Origin of the sequence: Sulfobacillus harzensis (assembly GCF_012933365.1) — a bacterium.
GTDB lineage: Bacteria > Bacillota > Sulfobacillia > Sulfobacillales > Sulfobacillaceae > Sulfobacillus_B > Sulfobacillus_B harzensis.
In genome coordinates, this window is the sequence record NZ_JABBVZ010000009.1 from 19410 (window position 1) to 35911 (window position 16502).

Below are 16502 nucleotides of genomic sequence, written 5' to 3' on the forward strand. Positions count from 1 at the left end.
CTGCCGATGTGGCTCCCGGGTCACGACGCCGGCGGTGCCAACCCGGGTTCTCGCGCCCCATTCCCGGGTTGCGACCATGGTGGTTTTCGCGGCGGACCTTCCTCGTTAGGATACTATAGCGCGTCCAGTCCCCGGATAGCGGAACGAGGTTCCGCTATCCGGGGGCTCGGGGGCCTAACTGCCTTGGTCTCGTGTGACGGGGGCATCGTCCTGGGAATCAGACCGCCTGCGTGAGCCGGGAACGGCCGGGACTCTGAGGGCCGTAATCGAGCCCGCCACGTCCTGCCGTCGCTTGGCCTCGCGCTTCCTGAAGCATTCTCGCCCTTCCTGCGCGATAAAATACAGCACCGCTAAAGCCGCCAACGGATTGAGCCCCCACCACCCCATCGTGGCGGTCACCAGCAGGTCGCGCCACCGTCCCAAACCGTGCTCTGTGCGCTGCATGAGTGTGTGGCAGCGTATGACACCGACCCTACGCTTCAACCGGAAATGGCGGCCGGAGTGCACCATGAGCCCCCGTGGTAATCAGCCACAACCGGACGGTTGGGCGGCTCATGGCGCTTCGTGGTCGCAGACCCACCATCAGACCATGTAAAAACGGTCATACCCCGCGCACATCGGAGACGCCGAGCCATCCGATGGGTCGAGAGCGAACGCAGGTCCTGCCCCGTTTGTCTGATGATTCTCGGCGTCGGCCCTGCCGCACGCGCCGCCGTTTTAGCGATCGGCAGAGTCGGCTCTGGCGGGTTCTGCGATAACCGGATTCCAAGTTTTTCAATCCGTTGGGTACCTCTTGCCAGACCCTGCCACCGTTTGTCCGTTCATGGATCTTGGGTGGCCACCCGCAGGGCTGTCCATGGTCATTGAGGGGCTTTAGAGCCATGACCCTTGCATCCGACGAGCCCGTGGGGACTCCGCAGCACAGAGTCCCCCATGACCATCCTGTTCGGCGGCCTAAGTGGTCACCTCCCAGGTACCGATCATGCCGCGAGCCGCGTGGCCAGGTAGCCAGCACACATAGTGGAAGGTCCCCGCCCGTGTGGCGTGAAACGTGGTCTCCGCCCATTGATCCCCGACCGGCGTAATCGGCGCCACCATGCCAATGAACGCATCCGGGTTCATCGGGACATCCCGCGGATTGCGGCGGGCGTCCCGCACCGCCGTGACCGAAAATCCGTGATAATGCGTGCGATCCGCGTTAATCACCACCACGTGCACGGTGGCGCCGAGCGGCACCCGAATCGTGGGATTGATTAAACCGTCGATCTCCCAAAAGAGGCCGACGCGGTGGATCGCCACCGGCGACGCCAAAGCGACGAGGGTCACCTGCCGCGTATGGTAGGTGACCATGGGACCGTGCGCGTTAATGACGGTCCCTCGGGCCCCTTGCTGCACCCACTGCGCGACCGCTGCCGCGGTCAGTACCGGGGACTGCATCGGTGATAAGGAGGGTCGATGAGCGCCATACAACACCCCGTGCCCGATGACCACTCCAGCCATGGCCGTCACGGCGGCCCGGACGATAAACCGTGCGATTGTCATGCGGATTCTCCTCCTGCGTTACGGAATGTCCCTCTGCGGATCGAGCAACCGTTGGAGCGACGAGACGAGGTAATCCACATCTCCCTGCTGGCGGAGGAGATCATCCGGAAATGCCTCCTGCGTAAACGCCGGCCCAGGAATCGGGACCTGACTCCGCGCGTCGCCGAAAATGGTATCCCCAGCGATATACGCGGTCTTCTGGCCACGGACACGACTTCGGGATCAAACGTCTGGGGGGCGTCGCCGCGTAACCACCGGGCCACGTTGTGGGCAATCAGGTGGTCGCCCTCATCCCCGCACCGTACCGCGACCCACTCACCGGCCCCCGGCGTGTTGAGCCGCTCGCCAAATGGTCGCGCGGGGAACGTGCATATCCGTGGGTTCCGCCGCCAGGATAATGCGCCCCTGGGCGTTGACCACGATGATTGCATGCGCATCCATGGGCATCCGCTGGCCCCCATATACCCCGTAGTCCCGGCCAATCGCAAACGTTCGGTCTTGAATTATCGGGAAACGAATCCGGTCATGGCGTGCCAGCGCGCGATCAGCGTGCAACGGACTGCCGGAAATGGCATAGGTCGCGACGCCCAGCGCCCGAAGCCGCACTTGCAGGTGTTGCAACTGTCCCAGTTGCCTGAGACAGGCGGGTCACGTGTCGGCCTCATAAAAGTAGAGAATAGCGGGACCCCGACCGGAAAACGCCACCGGCCCGCGCGTCGAGCCCGCCCGAAACGGCGGGGCCGTCATCCCCACGGCCCGAGGTACCGTGCGCCCCGGGGCAAGCTGAAGTACCCACGCGGCGCCACCCACGACGAACAGGCCCAGCATCCCCATCGCGACGGCCAGCGATCGCCGGCGTCTCATGGGCGGGGCCCCAGGGCGGCGGCTACGGCGGCGGCTTCCGGGGTACCGCCCCCCATCGGGGACGTCCGGGGACCTGTCCGAGCCCCTTGAGCAACGTCGCCGCCCGACGCGCCGGCGTAGCCTGCCGCCATCAGCAGCGCTAACACAGGAGCCGTTTGCGGATCCGTGCCCACGCCGCCAAACACCCCAAAGTCTTGCCCGAGCCACCACAGGGCGGCCAATATCACGCCGGTGAGGATTCCCGTTACGCGGCGATAGGGCCGCCAGAGCCAGGCCAGACCGACGGCGAGCAAACCGACGGTGGCGACCCCGTTCGCGAGCGGGCCATGCAAGGCGGTCCACAGCGCCACGTGATAGATCGGGCGCGAGATCCAGGCCGGCTGGGCGTTTTCGGCGGCCTGCAAAAAGATGGGACTGAGGTGACGCCAATACCCGCTGCCAGGTCGCGACTGCAGGATGGCGCCGACAATCCAGAATCCTGCCAGACCCCACCCCAGAACCGCGGTCACCTGACCCGAACGCCAGCGGCGATCGGGGAGAAGCAACAGCCCGGCACTGACCATGTACATCAACACCGAACCGGGGCTGCCCGCGATCCAGGAGGCGGATCCGGTCAGGAGGCCACCCAGTCCCTCGCCCCACATCCAGACCACCAGGCCCCACCCGAGCGTGGCCCAGAGTCCGAGGCGACCCCAGCGGTGGTTGCGCCCCAGGATCAGCACCAGCCCGATGCCCCCCTGAATCCAGACGGCTGCGAGATTGGCCATGACCGGAGCCTCGGACCACCGCTGGATGCCGGCCCCGAGCACGTGGATCATCCAGGTCGGTTGCCCACTCAAAAGCGGCGTGATGACCATTTCCAAAAACGCACTGTTGGGCATGGCCGGTTGGAGTTGCAGGAGACCGTCAAGAATCCAGACGGCCCCCAATCCCCAATAGAGCCACCGGTATCCGCGGGTCCGATGCGCCAACGGCGTCAGCACGGGACGCAGCACGGCTGTCGCGTCGTCCAATCGACGGAGCGCCCACACGCCACCCAGCACCATCAGCGCGGTGCTGAGCACCGCAATGAGGCTCCACCAGAGGTCATGATAAAAGAGGGCCGTCACGTGGGGACTGACCATCGTCTGTACGGGCATCGCCACCGTGGACTCCTTTCGGTCGGGAACTCCGCTTTAGCATGACGGATCTCTGTATCAGACATGTCACGGTTGTGTCACAGAATTGTCACAGCGTCGCCCGCTTCACGGGGTCGCTACGCGTTATGCCCTCTGTGCTATACTCACAGCGATGCGGGCGCCATGACGGCCGTGGATAAAAAACAGGCGGGAGGCGACAGCCATCGACAAGCCCGGTTTGCTCATCGTCGACGATGATCCCGGCATTGTGGAGCTCCTCCGCGCCTACGGTGAACCGTGGGGCTGGGCGGTCATCGCCGCGTCCAGCTTGGATCAGGCCTTGACCGTGGTGGGCCAGGCGGCACCGGCGGTCATTGTCTTGGACTGGCAACTGCCGGACAGCGATGGCCTGGCCTCGCTCAAGGCCCTGCGGCAACGGACGGCGGTGCCCATTTTGATGCTCACGGTGCGCGATCAGGAACCCGATATTATTCGGGCCTTGCAAGTCGGAGCCGATGACTACGTGGTCAAGCCGTTTAGTCCGGGCCAAGTCCTCGCCCGGTGCGGGGCGCTCCGCCGTCGGGACCGCAGCCGGTCCGGGGACGCGTCCGCGGACCCCCGCCAGGTGCAGGACCTCCTCTTCGATCGCTCCCGCCGCCAAGTGCGGCGCGGGTCTGAATTGTTGGACCTCACGGCGCTGGAATGGGATTTGCTCACGCTCATAGCCTTCTCGCCTGGACGGGTGTGGACACGAGGCGAATTGCTCGACCGGATTTGGGGGGATGTAGGCGAGGTATTTGAGCGCGCCGTCGACATGGAAATGGTGCGGCTCAGGAAAAAATTGGGGGATAGCGCCGATCGGCCGCGATACATTGATACCGTGCGCGGCGTGGGGTATCGTTGGCGCGCCGAGGCCAGACCACCGGAGGACTCCTAAACCGGTGGGCTCTATACCCCGCGGAACAGCCCGCCACCCAAGACCCCGCCCACCATGCCCACCATGCTGGCGGTCATGAGGGTCATCGCGGTCGCAGTCCCGGGCAGACCCACAATCGCCGCAACCAGATCGCCTAAAAAGCCGCCGAGGGTGCCTCCCACCATCATCTCCATGGTCTCCATCCCCGCGCCGACGTGCCAATGCGCACGTTCCGCCGCCCCCCAGTGCGGCACAAGCACCATGCCCAGAACCGTCAGGACGGCCGCGATGAGGCTGTTCGGGATGAGCCACACCGCCAGGATCCATCCTATCCCGGCCGTCTCCAATCCGAGCGCGAATGGCCTGGGGTACCAAGCAACGCGGTCATGGGCCATCAGCCGCCCTCCTCCCTCCTACGCAGCGCATCCACACGATGCCCGCTGCTCATGATCTATGTGGGGCCCGATGTCGGCTAGACCACAAGGAGACAACATCGTCACGCCGCATGCGGGGGCAGGCACCCAGTGGCGACGGTGGAAAGGGTGCAAAATTTAAAGTAGCGGGCACCGTAGAAGTTTTTGTTTCACAGATGAGGCAAAACGTGACGATGTCCATCAGCGGACGTCCGAATAGTTCCTCCGGGATCGGAGCAAAGTATCCACATGACTGCGACTAACATGGATGTCATGGGATCTGGCGAGTCGGCGGCAAGGGCAGTGCTCGTGACATCAGCCCAAAGGGCTGGGATTCGCGTTGGCCGAACGGCCTCAGACCGCGGCCTACGGTTAACGCGAATGGTCGGTAGAACTGTCAGGGGATGCGGAGGACTGGGGAGTTGGGAAGAAAACCCCATTGAGGCCACCCGACTCATCACAACCGCAATGAGTCCAACCGATGTCAAAATGACTTGGGGAAAACAGTCAGATCTCAACCGGATACCCTCGTTCTGGCAATGGAGGGCGAAAATCCACTTGTTGGTCGATTCGGTACAGGCGTTGGTCACCAGACGGTCACAGTCAGCAAAAATCTGGTCGTGCTCAAGGCCTCATGGCCGTGATCGAGCGCCCTGGCAACGATGTCCACCCGTTTGACGATGGCCCCCGGCCATGTCCCCTGAATGGGGCGCCGACTCATGGTCCCGTGTGGTGGTCACCGGTGAACCGCAAGGGTACGTCGTAGGCTTCGGGGTAATAAGGTTGATGAACCCCGGTGGTAAACGCCACGTCACCGGATGATAGCTGGCTGCTTGCCATGATGGGCGGTAGGATCAAGCGACTTCGCTGGGATGATCTATGATGGGGCACTTTAGTCGGCGGAACTCCGCAGTGTTGGCGCGACTCCATTAACGGCTGGGCTTGGTCGTGATGGCCTGCTTCCCCAGTTGTTTCCACGCGGCGACAAAAGGGGCCTGGGCCACCGCTTCCGCGGCTTGTCCCGTCCACGGATTGTTAATCAATAGGACGTGCGGACGATATCCCACCACCAGCACGGCGTGCTCCAACGGCGTGGCATGCACCAGGCCTTCCGGGCTGTTCCACGTCACCCAATCCGTGGTTGGTTGAAACGTCAGCGTGGTCCACACCTCGACCGGAATGCCGTGGGCCACCTGCGCCAAGATGTCGGAAAACGGGTGCCCCGTCAGATTCTCGGCTCGGCCAGGCAAGACCTGGTTCAACAGTGTCATCATCGGCCCATTCGAGATGCCGTAGCCATAGTTGGCTCGATAAACACTCCCCACAAAGCCCACGTTGGGATTGCCCCAATACACGACCTTATGCACAATTTGTCCCGTCGCCGTGGTGACGTCGGCCAGTTGCAACGGCGTCGGATCCTTGGGCATCTCGGCCGCCAATGTCATCTTACTCACCGGGTGACCCACGGCCGACAGCAACATCGACAGACTCGTCACTTCGCACCCGTTAGGCAGCTGAGGAAATTGCGATTGGGCCGCCACCGGAATGACAGTGGATGACGGGACAGCCGGGGTGGGGTCCTGCGAGACCTTTCTCGGGTGATGCGATGGGATAGAGGCGCGTCTTCTTGTCTTCAAGAGATTCGGCGTGCCGATCGTGCGGGGCTGCCGACTGTGGCCCCACCGGTTGAACCCCCAAAGACCGAACACGGCGAGGATGCCGAGAATGACCGCCGTGCGCGGCCAGACCCAGCGGCGACGGGGGGATCGTCGGTGTAATGCCCGTTTCATGAGGAGAACTCCTTCCTGGTCTGAAAAACGGAAAACTCTGGTCTACCCTCCTACATCAGGGTGGTAGACGACTCCGATGCCCGGCCCACCGCGACAGCGTCGGGTGCTTTAACCCAATAAGGACACAACATGAGGACGCGATCAGTCCTCTCTACCGCAAGTTTTTCAAACACCCTCTTATTGTGGGGATTCCTGTTATGATGGCTCATCGATCCTTCGTCATTAAGTTTAAGTCCTCGGCCACATTCCGGGTCCTATGGGTCTCCCGCATACGGACCATAAGGACAGCCGCCATAACCACGACGAGGAGACCCATGATGACAATGGTGCGCGCCGCGCCGACACGCGCCAACAGTCCCCCCCCCCCCCCACGGCAATCCCCTCGACCAGATAGCCGCCATCCCGCCACAGACGGTAGACCCCCAACACACTGCCCCGCCGGTCCGCCGGAGCCACATCGCTGACGGCCGAATTGAGGGTGGGATATAAGAGGGCCATGCCCGCGCCGCTCTCGGACGATTTAGGTACCGTATTTAAGGCGTTGGCGGATCCCTTGCGCCGGCGGATCTTGCGGCTCTTAAGCGATGCCCAGTATCATTGCCGGAATGGGGACAAGACGGTGAACGGGATCTGTGTGCAGGATCTGTCGAAATATCTCGAGGCGCCCCAATCCACGATTTCCCGCCATCTGGCGATTTTGTCCGGAGCCGACTTGGTCTTCCATGACCGCGATCGCACCTGGCATTACTATGCGGTGAATGCGTCACGCGTCGGCGCCGTCGTGGACTGGATGCGCACCCTGATTCCCGTGGGGGAAGGGACGCGGGAGGCGACTAATCGCCTCCACTCCCCCCGCGAAAATTTTGGTGGCGAATCGCCGCAAAGTCTGGCGACTGAGTCGGCAGACTCGTCAGGATAAACGCGCGGAATTCCGTCGGCGTACGGGGCTGTAACGCGGTATTGTACCGGCGTTCAAACCCGATGGTGGAAACGACCTTTCCACTCAAGTCACGCCCTCACGTGGATCCGGCGTAAGCCCCCGGAAAGATTTCGACATAGTCCGGCAGCGCCAGCAGCCGCTCAAAGAGACTACCGTACAACTGGTCCGCGCCGTCCTCCGCCACCAGATCTGGCCGGCCGGCGTCGCCAATCATCAGCGTGTGACCTGTCAAGACGCACCAGGGCTCGGGACCCCGCTTGTGGTCCGTAATCGCGAGGCTGATGTGTTCCGGGGTATGACCGGGTGTATGCCAGACCGTGATCGTGACGTTCCCCAGCGTCAACTGGTCCCCATCACGAACCGCGGTAAAGGGCACCGTCAAATCCGAGGCGGCCTCATGCATGACCAGTTCCGCCCCGGTGGCCTGGGCGAGCGCCCAAGCCCCGGAGAGATGATCGGCATGAATATGCGTGTCCATGACGTACCGGAGAGACAACCCATCGTGCTGAAGCGTCTCTAAATAGGGATCGAGATCAGGCAGCGGATCCACCACTGCAGCCTGGGCTTGCCCGACTCAGCCGAACAGATAGCTCGCCGCCACGACCGGTGTATCATGAAGAAATTGGCGGAATAACATGGACAGTCCTCCTTAATCCGTGAGTCCGAATATAGTGAAGTATAATAATAAATCGCCATCACGCATAGTCCCGGGACCGCATGGTGTGGGCGCCCCTACCCATCACGACCGGACGGACGGCTGGCCCCGCAGTCGCAACCAACGCGCCGCCGTTGATGGTCGATCGCTGGACCGACGCGCCGCTGTCCCCGGGGATGCGGACCGGTCTGCGCACTGTCGGACCGCCACCCCCGGCCCCTGGGTCAGTGCCGCCGGCCAGAGATTGGTCGCAGCAAGGAGCAACGCTCCGACCGCGCCCCCCAGACACCCCATGGCCCGGGGCGGCATCGCGTGGCCCTGCAGGGGCGGCTCAGCTGCCGGCGCAGCAGGAGAGTGTGCTGACATCTTTATGGAAGGTGATGGCGGCCAATTTAACCCCTTCGACCATGGTCAGATAGGGGAAGAAGAGGCTCGTGACGTCGGACAGGCTCATGGCATATTTCACGGCCAGCGTGCCCACCTGAATGATCTCCCCCGCTTCCGGGGCCACCACGTGCATTCCCACAATCCGCTCCGTTCCGTGTTCCACCACCAATTTAATAAACCCGCGGGTATCCCGATTGGCGAGCGCGCGCGGCACATAGGCGAGCGGCAGACTGGTACAGGTGCAGTCGAGTCCCGCCGCCTCGGTTCCCGCGTCGGTTAAGCCGACGCTGGCCACCTGCGGGTCGGTAAACGTCACCTTGGGTAGCGTCGTCACATCGAGGATGCGGTCGCCGAGGCCCAGCGCGTTGGTGGCGGCAATGCTGCCGGCCTCCGCGGCCACATAAACAAACATCGCCTGGCCGGTGACATCCCCGGCCGCATAAATGGTGGGGAGGGACGTTTGCAGGCGGTCGTTGACGACCATCGCGCCCCGACTGTCCATCGCCACCCCGACCTCGGCGAGCCCGAAGTCGGCGGTGTTGGGCCGGCGCCCCGTGGCCACCAGCAACCGATCCGCCGTGAAAGTCTGCGCCCGCCCCCCGCTTAGGGCCTGGACGGTAAAATGCCCGTCCTCGTGGGCCACCGATTGAATCTGCACGCCCACGTGGATGCCGAGCCCCTCCGTCCGGAGGTATTGGGCTAACCCCTCACTCACTTCGGTGTCCTCCAGCGGGACAATCCGGTCCAATGCCTCTAGCACGGTCACCTGGCTCCCGAGCCGTTGATAAAGCTGCCCGATTTCCAGGCCGACCGCGCTCCCGCCGATCACCAGCAGGGTCTCCGGCAAGGTCTCACTCGCCAGCGCCTCAGTGCTGGTCCAATAGGGCGTATCGGCGAGTCCGGGGATGGGCGGCGCCCAGGGATGGGCGCCCGTGGCCACGATGAGCCGCGGGGCCACCAGCGTGTCGGTGCCCACCGTTACCGTCACGGGATCGGTCGTGCGAATCACCCCGTGGCCGGCCACCCACTCGATCTGGGGATACGCCGCCAGCACATCGGCATATTTGGCTTGGCGCAATGCCTCTACCAAGGCGGTCTTGTCGCCCATGACTGTCGACCAGTCGACGGCCGTGCCGCTTAGATTCAGTCCTTGAAACCGGGGGTGGAGGGCGGCGTGGCGCGTGTTGGCCGCCGCAATTAGGGTTTTGGAGGGGACGCACCCCACATTGACGCACGTCCCCCCCATGGTGCCGCCTTCAATCATCGCCACGCGTTTGTTTGCCTCCGCCGCGCGAATGGCGGCCGCAAATCCGGCGGAACCCCCGCCTAACACTAAGAGGTCATAGCTCTGCATCGTTTTGCGCTCCTTGGTCATCGTCGATTTCTGATGCTCATAATCGAATGCGAGAATATATCTAGCAAAGAAGGGGCGTGAGGTGGCCGAATCGCTCAAACCACTGGGTTGTGAATCCGCCATTACCGCTCGTCTGGCACCCCGGTCCCTGGGGCCTGCAGGTTCGGCTGACATGTCGCGGATCCCGCACGGCGCAGACGCCAATAGCCCCAACCCATCGCCCCTAACATCAGCACCCCCAGGCCGATCCGGACGGTGATACTGGCCACCCACGCGCCCACGAGGGACGCGACGCCTGTGAAACCGAGCACGGTGAGTAAAACCGGGGCACCGCAACACACGACGCCAATAATGGGCACCGCCCATAGCCACCCCGCCCGCTTTTTCTGGTTCATCGTATCCAGCGGGCAACCCGCCTCCTCGGCCGGGGCCTTTTGTACGTTCGTCATCATCGACATTGCCTCCTGTCTTATGCGGGATCAGGGAGAATCCACTGTTGCCATAACTGCCCCGCCCAGGGTAGGAGCTGCTGCACCGACGCCACCGTGTCCGATTCTCCGAGCCGCTTACCTAAGCGGACAAACACGATGTCTGTTCATGTCCCGCCACACAACGGACGGGCGACTTGGGGTTCCGCGAGCCGAATGCCGAGCGTGGCATCGGAATCGGTCCACGCGCCATCCTGAAAGTACAGGTGTACCACTGTACCGTCGGGGGCCACACGCGAGTCGACGCGGGCGTCTCCCCCCAGCGCAGCGGGAATGCCGATCGCATCCAGCGCGCACCAGGTCCAGTAGCGGCGGCCGTTCCACTGTAAGCGGTGGGGGGCGGGGACGAGTGACAGGCCACCCACGCCGGTGACGTAATCACCGTCGGCGGTCGCCAGCCCCTGATCGACCATCGTGTGCACCGTCTGGGTCACCGCTTGGTCCGACGCCCCTAGCGCACAGGCCAGATCGGCGATGGTTGGGGCCCGACCCGTCAGGAGTCGGCGAAACGCGGTGCGTGTCACGGCGCGTTCGTCCGCCGATCGCGTGTGCTCCCAGTCTTCCCATGCCTTCAAGACTCGGCTATCCACGGCTAGGCACCCCCGGCCGGCCGACCACGGCACAGGTCGCCACGCCCGCCCAATGATCGCTAAAAACAGCTTCACCCACGTCCAGTAAGGCGGGGACCCGGTCGTCCGCAATCCGATAGTAGACATAGCGGCCCTGGGCCTCGGTGCTCACTAGGCCGCAGTTTTTGAGACACGCCAAGTGATTCGAGAGATGCCCTTGGCCAATTCCCAGCCGATCCACGAGTTGGCCGACATTGAGGTCGCCTTCCTGGCGCAACGTCGCCAATACCCGCAAGCGAATCGGATGACTCAGCGCCTGCCAGAAATCGGCCCACAGGGCGTACGTCTCGCTCGTTTTCTCGGTCATAATGTTCCTCCTCGATGGGTCCCCGATGGGGTCGTTCTGCGGCGCCCGGCCCGGTTAGGCGTTCGCCTGCGTGGTCAGCCGTCCGAGTTGGGCATTTGACGGCAACGCGCCGTCATAAAGGAGGTGCCCATTTTTCGCGATCACCGCCACCGTGTCCAACTGAGTCACATGGTAGGCGTTGACGATGGCATTCGTGCTGAAGGCCTGCGGCCAATGCGCCCCCACCGCATGCGCCATGGCCAAGACACTCTGTGGACTGTCATAGCCCGGATCCACATCGAGCGAGAGCCATTGGACCGACTTCGGCGTGGTCGCGGCCAAGTGGGCCAGTTGCTGTTCCCCACTAAAACAGCTCCCGCAGCCGGACGACATGAAATACGCCACCGTGGGCCGCCCATTCGGCACCGTCACCGTGCCCGCGTTGAGCGAGGCCACGTGAAACGCCGGCGCTGTCGTCGTCGGGCCGCTCGAGGGGATCGGGCTGGCCGAGGTTCCCACGGGCACACTCCCATTCGCCGGGGGTGGCGCGGTACTCACCACCGCCACCGGATGGATAGGTGCTGTGGCCTGGGGCGTCGCCGAATGTGTAAGGTGATAGCCCACCCCCGCCATGGCCCCTAGGGCCCCAAATCCGGCAATCCACCACCATCGTATTGTCATCTCTTGCACTCCGTTCACCCCAGCCAGACTATGCCCAGAAGTGTCCTGGCCCCCACAGCCAGTAATATCCCAAATACCCCCCGGCCCCGACGATGATGATTCCAAGCGCCTGATTCAACCACGGGCCAATCGCCCGGATCGCTCGAAGCAACCCATCCCGCGCAAATAGGGTGACGAGCCCGACCCCGACCAAGACGACTGCCGTGCCGAGTCCAAAGGAGCTCACGATGTCGATCACGATGCCCCAGCCGCCCGCCACGGCGGGTGCGAGCGCGGCGAGAAAGAGCGGCAAGGTACAACTGAGCGCCGCCACCCCGTAGACTATCCCGGCGATCACCAAGGTCCACCCGGAGCGGCCCCGGGGGGCCACGCGGCCCATCCCGGTCCAGCGGTCGATGGGAAAGTGAAAGAGCCCCAACGCCACGGCGCCGCCGCCGACAATCAAGACGCCACTCAGGGTGAGCATGACGGTATGGAGGATGGGAGATAGCACCTGTCCAATGCCGTGCATGACCACCGCAAGGGCCGCCATCACGGCGGTAAAGCCGACGGCCATCAACAGGCCGGACTGTACGCCCATGTAAAAGGCGAGATTCATCGGTGAAGGCCTCCTGCTTCGTCACGACTTATTGCAATAATACAATGTCACCATCAATCCAGCAAGCGGCCAGGCGCAATTTCCCCCTACGTCCTTTATCTGCCATCCAGCGCTCGAGGGACGCGAAACGCCGGCGGAATCCGGCGTTTCGGTTCGCTCCCCGACGATGAGCCGGGTAGGCTCTTGTATGATGGCACAATGCTCAGGTCAGTGCCTGGGTCCCCCCATCCCGCAGACTTAAGACGCCGCGTGGATTTGGAGCGGGCCAGCCTGAATCGTGACCCCGCCCAGCGTATCTTTCACCGGGCACATGCGCTCGGCGTGTTCCACCAGCGCAGCCACACGGTCCTGCGGGCTCGGCGAATCAATGGTAATCGTATAGCGAATCTCTAGGAATCCGGGCCGGACCATCGGATTCACGCCCGTAAAGCCATCCGGATCGAGGTCCCCTTCGACGTGAATCGCCACGTGCGATAGCACGACCTCATGCAGGGGGGCAAACGAGGCCAGCAGGACGTTCAAGCACCCGCCTAGTCCCGCGAGCACCAATTCCACGGGGTTGGCTCCCTGATCGGCCCCACCCCCAAGGAAACGTCAAAGTCAGACCGGCCAATCCATGCGTCCATGTGCTAACCGCCGACGATCGTGGTAACGACCGGGTGCCGAGTTCGCGGAGGAGTCCAATGGGAGGGAAGTTCGCAAACCGGTGATAAGCCCGGTCGTACGACCGGGGAATAAGCTCTACGCAGACGAGGTCGGGTTAACCGAGAAGCACGCGCGCCACGTGTTCTGGGTGACGATTTAAATAGTTCACGGCGCGTTGGATATTGGGCACCTGCAAGCGGCGCAACAGGCCAATCGCGGTATTCCGTAAGGTTGCCATGACCCGCGGCCCGTTTTGGGTCCGGATTTGCGACCGATCCTCATCGTAGATCATATCGCGCTCCCAGTGCAACCGCGTTTCGATGCCCCAGTGTCCGCGCACCAGGGCCCCAATGTGGGCGGCGTTGGCCTGCTCGGGAGTGAGGTCGGTAATCCCCAATGCCACCTCATCCCGGGGATGGGACCCGTCTAAATCTGTGACATGGCGGTCGATCCGGAACGCTTGCCCCAGATAGGGCCACTCGACGTAATCATTCAGCACGGTCGTGGTCCGCACGATACGGGTTTCGATGCGGCCGTGGCCCCGGTCGATGGTCTTGGCCACCTGAGGGGGAAAAATCATCGTGGCCGACGGCCGCGATGGCTTCTGCGAGGGTGGCCTGATTCCCTTTGACCTCCATCACATAATGCGCCTGTTTTTCCTTGACAATGTAGCGGGCCGTGTCCTTTTGCGTGTGGAGGGCGTCGACCGTGATGATTTGCCCGGCGATGTCCAGCGGGTCAAGTAACTCGCGTAACTTTGGAATTTCGTTGGTTTTCTGGTCGACATTCACCTGCCCGACCACGTGGCCCGTGCGATGGACCAGACCCGATAAGAGATGCACCGGGCGCGACCGGGCTCCGTGACCGGAGCCTCGCAGACTTTTACCGTCGACGGCGATGGCATCCCCTAAGCGACGCGACTCGTCGTCCAGCCACCCATTCAGAACCGCGTCCACGGCCTCCGCATCCACCTGTTGCAAGACCCGGCGGATGGTCGGTTCACTCGGGACTTTATAAGTGTCGCCCCACCGCCGACAACCAAAGCGGCGACGCGCTTCCGGGTCGAGGTCGTGAATCCAGTCGCTGATGGCAATATAGTTCTGCTGTCCCGCCAACACCGCCGCTAAGGCAAGCACCAAGACCTGATCCATGGCATGGCGAATGCCGCGACGGTGCCGCGGATCGGTGAGCGCCGCCAAGCGGTCGCGGAGACCGTTCGGTCCCGTCCAATTCAAGGCATTAAAATCCAACAGGGTGAGTGCCCCTCCCATCAGCGCGGCGGACAGAAAGGGAGCCCGAAGGACCTCCGGACTATCCGGCCCTAAGGGCCGGATCCACAGTTGTTTGGGATGACCGTGGCGCACATAACGCTTGTGACGGCGCGCGAAGCCGCGCGTGTCGCCCAAGTATTGCCATCCTGCGGCCCGGTAGCTCGTGCCGGCAAATCGCGCCGGGTCGACGAAGGTTTCGGCTAACACCACGGGGTGACCATACACCACCACCCAGTCGTCCCGGAGTCGCCGGAGGTTCAGGGCGAGCACCTTGGACGCCAAATTGGGCACCTGCACGTCGGGCAGAATTAAAAACCGCGCATTATTCACGACAAATCGGAGGCGCGCCCATTGCTGGGCGCGAGTCCAGCCAATCCACTGATCCCGCGGGCGGGACATCCAGGCCGCAGCTGCCCATCCTAACAAGGCCACCCACTCATCCTCGACGCACGCCACATAACTCAGCGATTCGCCGACGAACCCTCGAAATCCGAGATAATGATGGGTGGCCATCAACGTGCGCCACAAATCCCGCTCCTCCGGCCGAATAGGCCGGAGCTCAAGAGACGCTGCCCAGTGCGGCACCAGCCGACCCCGAATTGTCGCTGTGTCGGTATGCATGCTAACACGGTAACAGCCCGTCGATAAAAAGTCCAGTCTTAGATCCCGAGCAGAGGATTATCAAGGCTTTCCGCTACTTTGACGAGGCCTTGGCCCCACCCCACGTGACCGGTTCATCAATCGTCATCTGATGCTGCCGAATCTGCGCCCGGGATTGTACTCCGTGTTGCACCCATTCCACATCCGTCGAGAGCATAGTTTTCGCCATCAAGCACCGCCTCCTTGCCTTTCGTCTTGGGACCGCGTCCGGATCTGCCGATGGGCTTCCACGGCACGGATCCGCCGATCCCCCGACGCTGCCGCTATCATACACGAATAAAATCCGAGTAACAAGATAGGAATACTGTTATATTGATACAATCAGAGATTCGGGAAACTGAGCCGGATAGATAAAATGCGGGGTATGTCTTGGCCGACATGGGTGACCAAAGCTATCGGCGGTGAATGCGCAACCGGCGCGAGGCCCGCTATAGTCTCGCTGCGCACGGGCATCCGTGCCCGCTATCGCCCGATTGCCGAGTAGGGGGCCAATCCTATGGTAGGCTAAGCATCCAGCGCCGAGACCTCCTTCCGGAGATGGCTTTCCGGATGCTCGCCCCCGAACCGTACGTACACCTCTCGATGTGTACGGCTCTCCATTTACTCGTCAGCTAGTGTGTGTGAATCCCCGCGTGGCAGGGGTCACACACCACTAGAGGAAGCAAGTCCCGTGGGTTTTCGGTCAAGTTTGTCGCGTCTCGGACAAGATCCCGCGTCGCGATCGGGTTGGATAGTAGCCCCGTTGTCGCCGGGTGGATATTGCTGCCCAGGTTCACGACCGTGTCCACCGTGATCAAGGTCGTCCGCACCAATTGGGCTAATCGCGGAGAACATGCGATGCTCAATTTTCATCCACTTGGCGCGAGGTGCAAAGTGACAGACGATGATGGTGCCGCCCGTATCATCCGCGACACGCTGTAAGTCGACGCCGCCGCTTTAGGGGGTGCGAGTCGACACCCGAGTTAAGGACGCCCGGGCACGGGACATTTCCGGCATCCACCGTCAACGCCTACATGCTCGTCCTGAGCGGCTCCTTCCGCTGTAGATACCTCCCGAGACAGTCTCGACAAATAAAGTCGATTTCCGTCAGGTAAGCGGGCTCGTAATAGGTGTCGTAGTGATACGGAAAGGACCGGTGGCATTGACGACAGGCATGCATCACCGCCTTCAGCGGCGCGTTGTCCTCGCACGCCCCGGGCTCCGGTAAACGCGGCCCGAGATGCCGTGCACTCATGGCCGCGCTCCTGGGGACCGCCGCGGCCGAG

18 protein-coding genes and 4 pseudogenes are annotated in these 16502 nt (G+C 62.8%); 2 read left to right on the plus strand and 20 right to left on the minus strand.

Features of this window, described 5'->3' with window-relative positions; all coding sequences use genetic code 11:
• Positions 1 to 174: 174 nt before the first annotated feature.
• The 5 genes and pseudogenes from HIJ39_RS04100 to HIJ39_RS04120 all read right to left on the minus strand — a co-directional run bounded on the left by HIJ39_RS04100 (position 175) and on the right by HIJ39_RS04120 (position 3551).
• The gene (locus HIJ39_RS04100) at positions 175 to 444 is read right to left on the minus strand and encodes a hypothetical protein (protein WP_169096993.1); all 270 of its coding nucleotides are present in this window, start codon (positions 442 to 444) and stop codon (positions 175 to 177) included.
• A 510-nt stretch (positions 445 to 954) separates the two neighbouring features.
• On the minus strand, positions 955 to 1542 hold the full coding sequence (locus tag HIJ39_RS04105) for a multicopper oxidase domain-containing protein (protein WP_169096995.1): 588 nt from the start codon (positions 1540 to 1542) through the stop codon (positions 955 to 957).
• A gap of 315 nt (positions 1543 to 1857) precedes the next feature.
• Positions 1858 to 2178 (minus strand): annotated as a pseudogene (locus HIJ39_RS04110) (peroxiredoxin family protein); the annotation flags it as partial.
• 12 nt (positions 2179 to 2190) lie between these two features.
• Positions 2191 to 2406, minus strand: a complete 216-nt coding sequence (locus HIJ39_RS04115) for a hypothetical protein (RefSeq protein ID WP_169097000.1) — start codon at positions 2404 to 2406, stop codon at positions 2191 to 2193.
• Positions 2403 to 3551: a hypothetical protein gene (locus HIJ39_RS04120; protein ID WP_169097002.1), complete on the minus strand. Its 1149-nt coding sequence runs from the start codon at positions 3549 to 3551 to the stop codon at positions 2403 to 2405. Before HIJ39_RS04120 ends, HIJ39_RS04115 begins: the two co-directional genes overlap by 4 nt.
• A gap of 211 nt (positions 3552 to 3762) precedes the next feature.
• Between HIJ39_RS04120 and HIJ39_RS04125 the strand changes: the two genes are divergently transcribed.
• Positions 3763 to 4461, plus strand: coding sequence for a response regulator transcription factor (locus HIJ39_RS04125; RefSeq protein WP_207711461.1), 699 nt, complete (start codon positions 3763 to 3765; stop codon positions 4459 to 4461).
• Positions 4462 to 4472: 11 nt separating this feature from the next.
• Here the strand turns inward: HIJ39_RS04125 and HIJ39_RS04130 are convergent, their stop codons facing one another.
• From HIJ39_RS04130 to HIJ39_RS04140, 3 genes are all read right to left on the minus strand, one after another.
• Positions 4473 to 4835: a hypothetical protein gene (locus HIJ39_RS04130; RefSeq protein ID WP_169097004.1), complete on the minus strand. Its 363-nt coding sequence runs from the start codon at positions 4833 to 4835 to the stop codon at positions 4473 to 4475.
• A gap of 947 nt (positions 4836 to 5782) precedes the next feature.
• On the minus strand, positions 5783 to 6643 hold the full coding sequence (locus HIJ39_RS04135; RefSeq protein ID WP_169097006.1) for a C39 family peptidase: 861 nt from the start codon (positions 6641 to 6643) through the stop codon (positions 5783 to 5785).
• Positions 6644 to 6848: 205 nt separating this feature from the next.
• Positions 6849 to 6995: a hypothetical protein gene (locus HIJ39_RS04140; protein WP_169097008.1), complete on the minus strand. Its 147-nt coding sequence runs from the start codon at positions 6993 to 6995 to the stop codon at positions 6849 to 6851.
• A 144-nt stretch (positions 6996 to 7139) separates the two neighbouring features.
• Between HIJ39_RS04140 and HIJ39_RS04145 the strand changes: the two genes are divergently transcribed.
• Entirely contained in the window at positions 7140 to 7562 is a 423-nt protein-coding gene (locus HIJ39_RS04145; RefSeq protein WP_169097010.1) for an ArsR/SmtB family transcription factor, read from the plus strand.
• A 97-nt stretch (positions 7563 to 7659) separates the two neighbouring features.
• Here the strand turns inward: HIJ39_RS04145 and HIJ39_RS23640 are convergent, their stop codons facing one another.
• The 12 genes and pseudogenes from HIJ39_RS23640 to HIJ39_RS04205 form a co-directional block, all read right to left on the minus strand.
• Positions 7660 to 8136 (minus strand): MBL fold metallo-hydrolase, encoded by a 477-nt coding sequence (locus HIJ39_RS23640; RefSeq protein ID WP_338055067.1) that lies wholly within the window; start codon positions 8134 to 8136, stop codon positions 7660 to 7662.
• 433 nt (positions 8137 to 8569) lie between these two features.
• The gene (merA, locus tag HIJ39_RS04155; protein ID WP_169097012.1) at positions 8570 to 9979 is read right to left on the minus strand and encodes a mercury(II) reductase; all 1410 of its coding nucleotides are present in this window, start codon (positions 9977 to 9979) and stop codon (positions 8570 to 8572) included.
• 122 nt (positions 9980 to 10101) lie between these two features.
• Complete coding sequence (locus tag HIJ39_RS04160) at positions 10102 to 10431, minus strand: hypothetical protein (protein WP_169097014.1); 330 nt, start codon at positions 10429 to 10431, stop codon at positions 10102 to 10104.
• Positions 10432 to 10574: 143 nt separating this feature from the next.
• A complete protein-coding gene (gene merB, locus HIJ39_RS24875) occupies positions 10575 to 11057 on the minus strand; it encodes an organomercurial lyase (protein WP_169097016.1) in 483 nt (160 codons plus the stop codon).
• Positions 11050 to 11403 carry an ArsR/SmtB family transcription factor gene (locus tag HIJ39_RS04170; RefSeq protein ID WP_169097018.1) on the minus strand — a complete coding sequence of 118 codons (354 nt, stop codon included), beginning with the start codon at positions 11401 to 11403 and terminating at the stop codon, positions 11050 to 11052. Before HIJ39_RS04170 ends, merB begins: the two co-directional genes overlap by 8 nt.
• A 54-nt stretch (positions 11404 to 11457) precedes the next feature.
• The gene (locus tag HIJ39_RS04175) at positions 11458 to 12063 is read right to left on the minus strand and encodes a TlpA family protein disulfide reductase (RefSeq protein ID WP_169097020.1); all 606 of its coding nucleotides are present in this window, start codon (positions 12061 to 12063) and stop codon (positions 11458 to 11460) included.
• A gap of 28 nt (positions 12064 to 12091) precedes the next feature.
• Positions 12092 to 12661: a hypothetical protein gene (locus HIJ39_RS04180; RefSeq protein WP_169097022.1), complete on the minus strand. Its 570-nt coding sequence runs from the start codon at positions 12659 to 12661 to the stop codon at positions 12092 to 12094.
• A 237-nt stretch (positions 12662 to 12898) separates the two neighbouring features.
• Positions 12899 to 13228: pseudogene (locus tag HIJ39_RS04185) on the minus strand (OsmC family protein); the annotation flags it as partial.
• Between the two features lie 340 nt (positions 13229 to 13568).
• Positions 13569 to 15198 (minus strand): annotated as a pseudogene (locus tag HIJ39_RS04195) (ISAs1 family transposase); the annotation flags it as partial.
• Between the two features lie 73 nt (positions 15199 to 15271).
• Positions 15272 to 15406 carry a hypothetical protein gene (locus HIJ39_RS24550; protein ID WP_275107255.1) on the minus strand — a complete coding sequence of 45 codons (135 nt, stop codon included), beginning with the start codon at positions 15404 to 15406 and terminating at the stop codon, positions 15272 to 15274.
• Between the two features lie 473 nt (positions 15407 to 15879).
• A pseudogene (locus HIJ39_RS25085) lies at positions 15880 to 16149 on the minus strand (ISAzo13-like element transposase-related protein); the annotation flags it as partial.
• A gap of 97 nt (positions 16150 to 16246) precedes the next feature.
• The gene (locus HIJ39_RS04205; RefSeq protein WP_169097030.1) at positions 16247 to 16471 is read right to left on the minus strand and encodes a hypothetical protein; all 225 of its coding nucleotides are present in this window, start codon (positions 16469 to 16471) and stop codon (positions 16247 to 16249) included.
• Positions 16472 to 16502: the final 31 nt, after the last annotated feature.

What these genes read in the sequence shown, in the direction of transcription:
- HIJ39_RS04100 (WP_169096993.1), bottom strand. Translation starts at nt 444, where the DNA reads ATGCAGCGCACAGAGCACGGTTTGGGACGGTGGCGCGACCTGCTGGTG.
- HIJ39_RS04105 (WP_169096995.1), bottom strand. Translation starts at nt 1,542, where the DNA reads ATGACAATCGCACGGTTTATCGTCCGGGCCGCCGTGACGGCCATGGCT.
- HIJ39_RS04115 (WP_169097000.1), bottom strand. Translation starts at nt 2,406, where the DNA reads ATGAGACGCCGGCGATCGCTGGCCGTCGCGATGGGGATGCTGGGCCTG.
- HIJ39_RS04130 (WP_169097004.1), bottom strand. Translation starts at nt 4,835, where the DNA reads ATGGCCCATGACCGCGTTGCTTGGTACCCCAGGCCATTCGCGCTCGGA.
- HIJ39_RS04135 (WP_169097006.1), bottom strand. Translation starts at nt 6,643, where the DNA reads ATGAAACGGGCATTACACCGACGATCCCCCCGTCGCCGCTGGGTCTGG.
- HIJ39_RS04145 (WP_169097010.1), top strand. Translation starts at nt 7,140, where the DNA reads ATGCCCGCGCCGCTCTCGGACGATTTAGGTACCGTATTTAAGGCGTTG.
- merA (WP_169097012.1), bottom strand. Translation starts at nt 9,979, where the DNA reads ATGCAGAGCTATGACCTCTTAGTGTTAGGCGGGGGTTCCGCCGGATTT.
- HIJ39_RS04160 (WP_169097014.1), bottom strand. Translation starts at nt 10,431, where the DNA reads ATGATGACGAACGTACAAAAGGCCCCGGCCGAGGAGGCGGGTTGCCCG.
- HIJ39_RS04170 (WP_169097018.1), bottom strand. Translation starts at nt 11,403, where the DNA reads ATGACCGAGAAAACGAGCGAGACGTACGCCCTGTGGGCCGATTTCTGG.
- HIJ39_RS04175 (WP_169097020.1), bottom strand. Translation starts at nt 12,063, where the DNA reads ATGACAATACGATGGTGGTGGATTGCCGGATTTGGGGCCCTAGGGGCC.
- HIJ39_RS04180 (WP_169097022.1), bottom strand. Translation starts at nt 12,661, where the DNA reads ATGAATCTCGCCTTTTACATGGGCGTACAGTCCGGCCTGTTGATGGCC.
- HIJ39_RS24550 (WP_275107255.1), bottom strand. Translation starts at nt 15,406, where the DNA reads ATGGCGAAAACTATGCTCTCGACGGATGTGGAATGGGTGCAACACGGA.
- HIJ39_RS04205 (WP_169097030.1), bottom strand. Translation starts at nt 16,471, where the DNA reads ATGAGTGCACGGCATCTCGGGCCGCGTTTACCGGAGCCCGGGGCGTGC.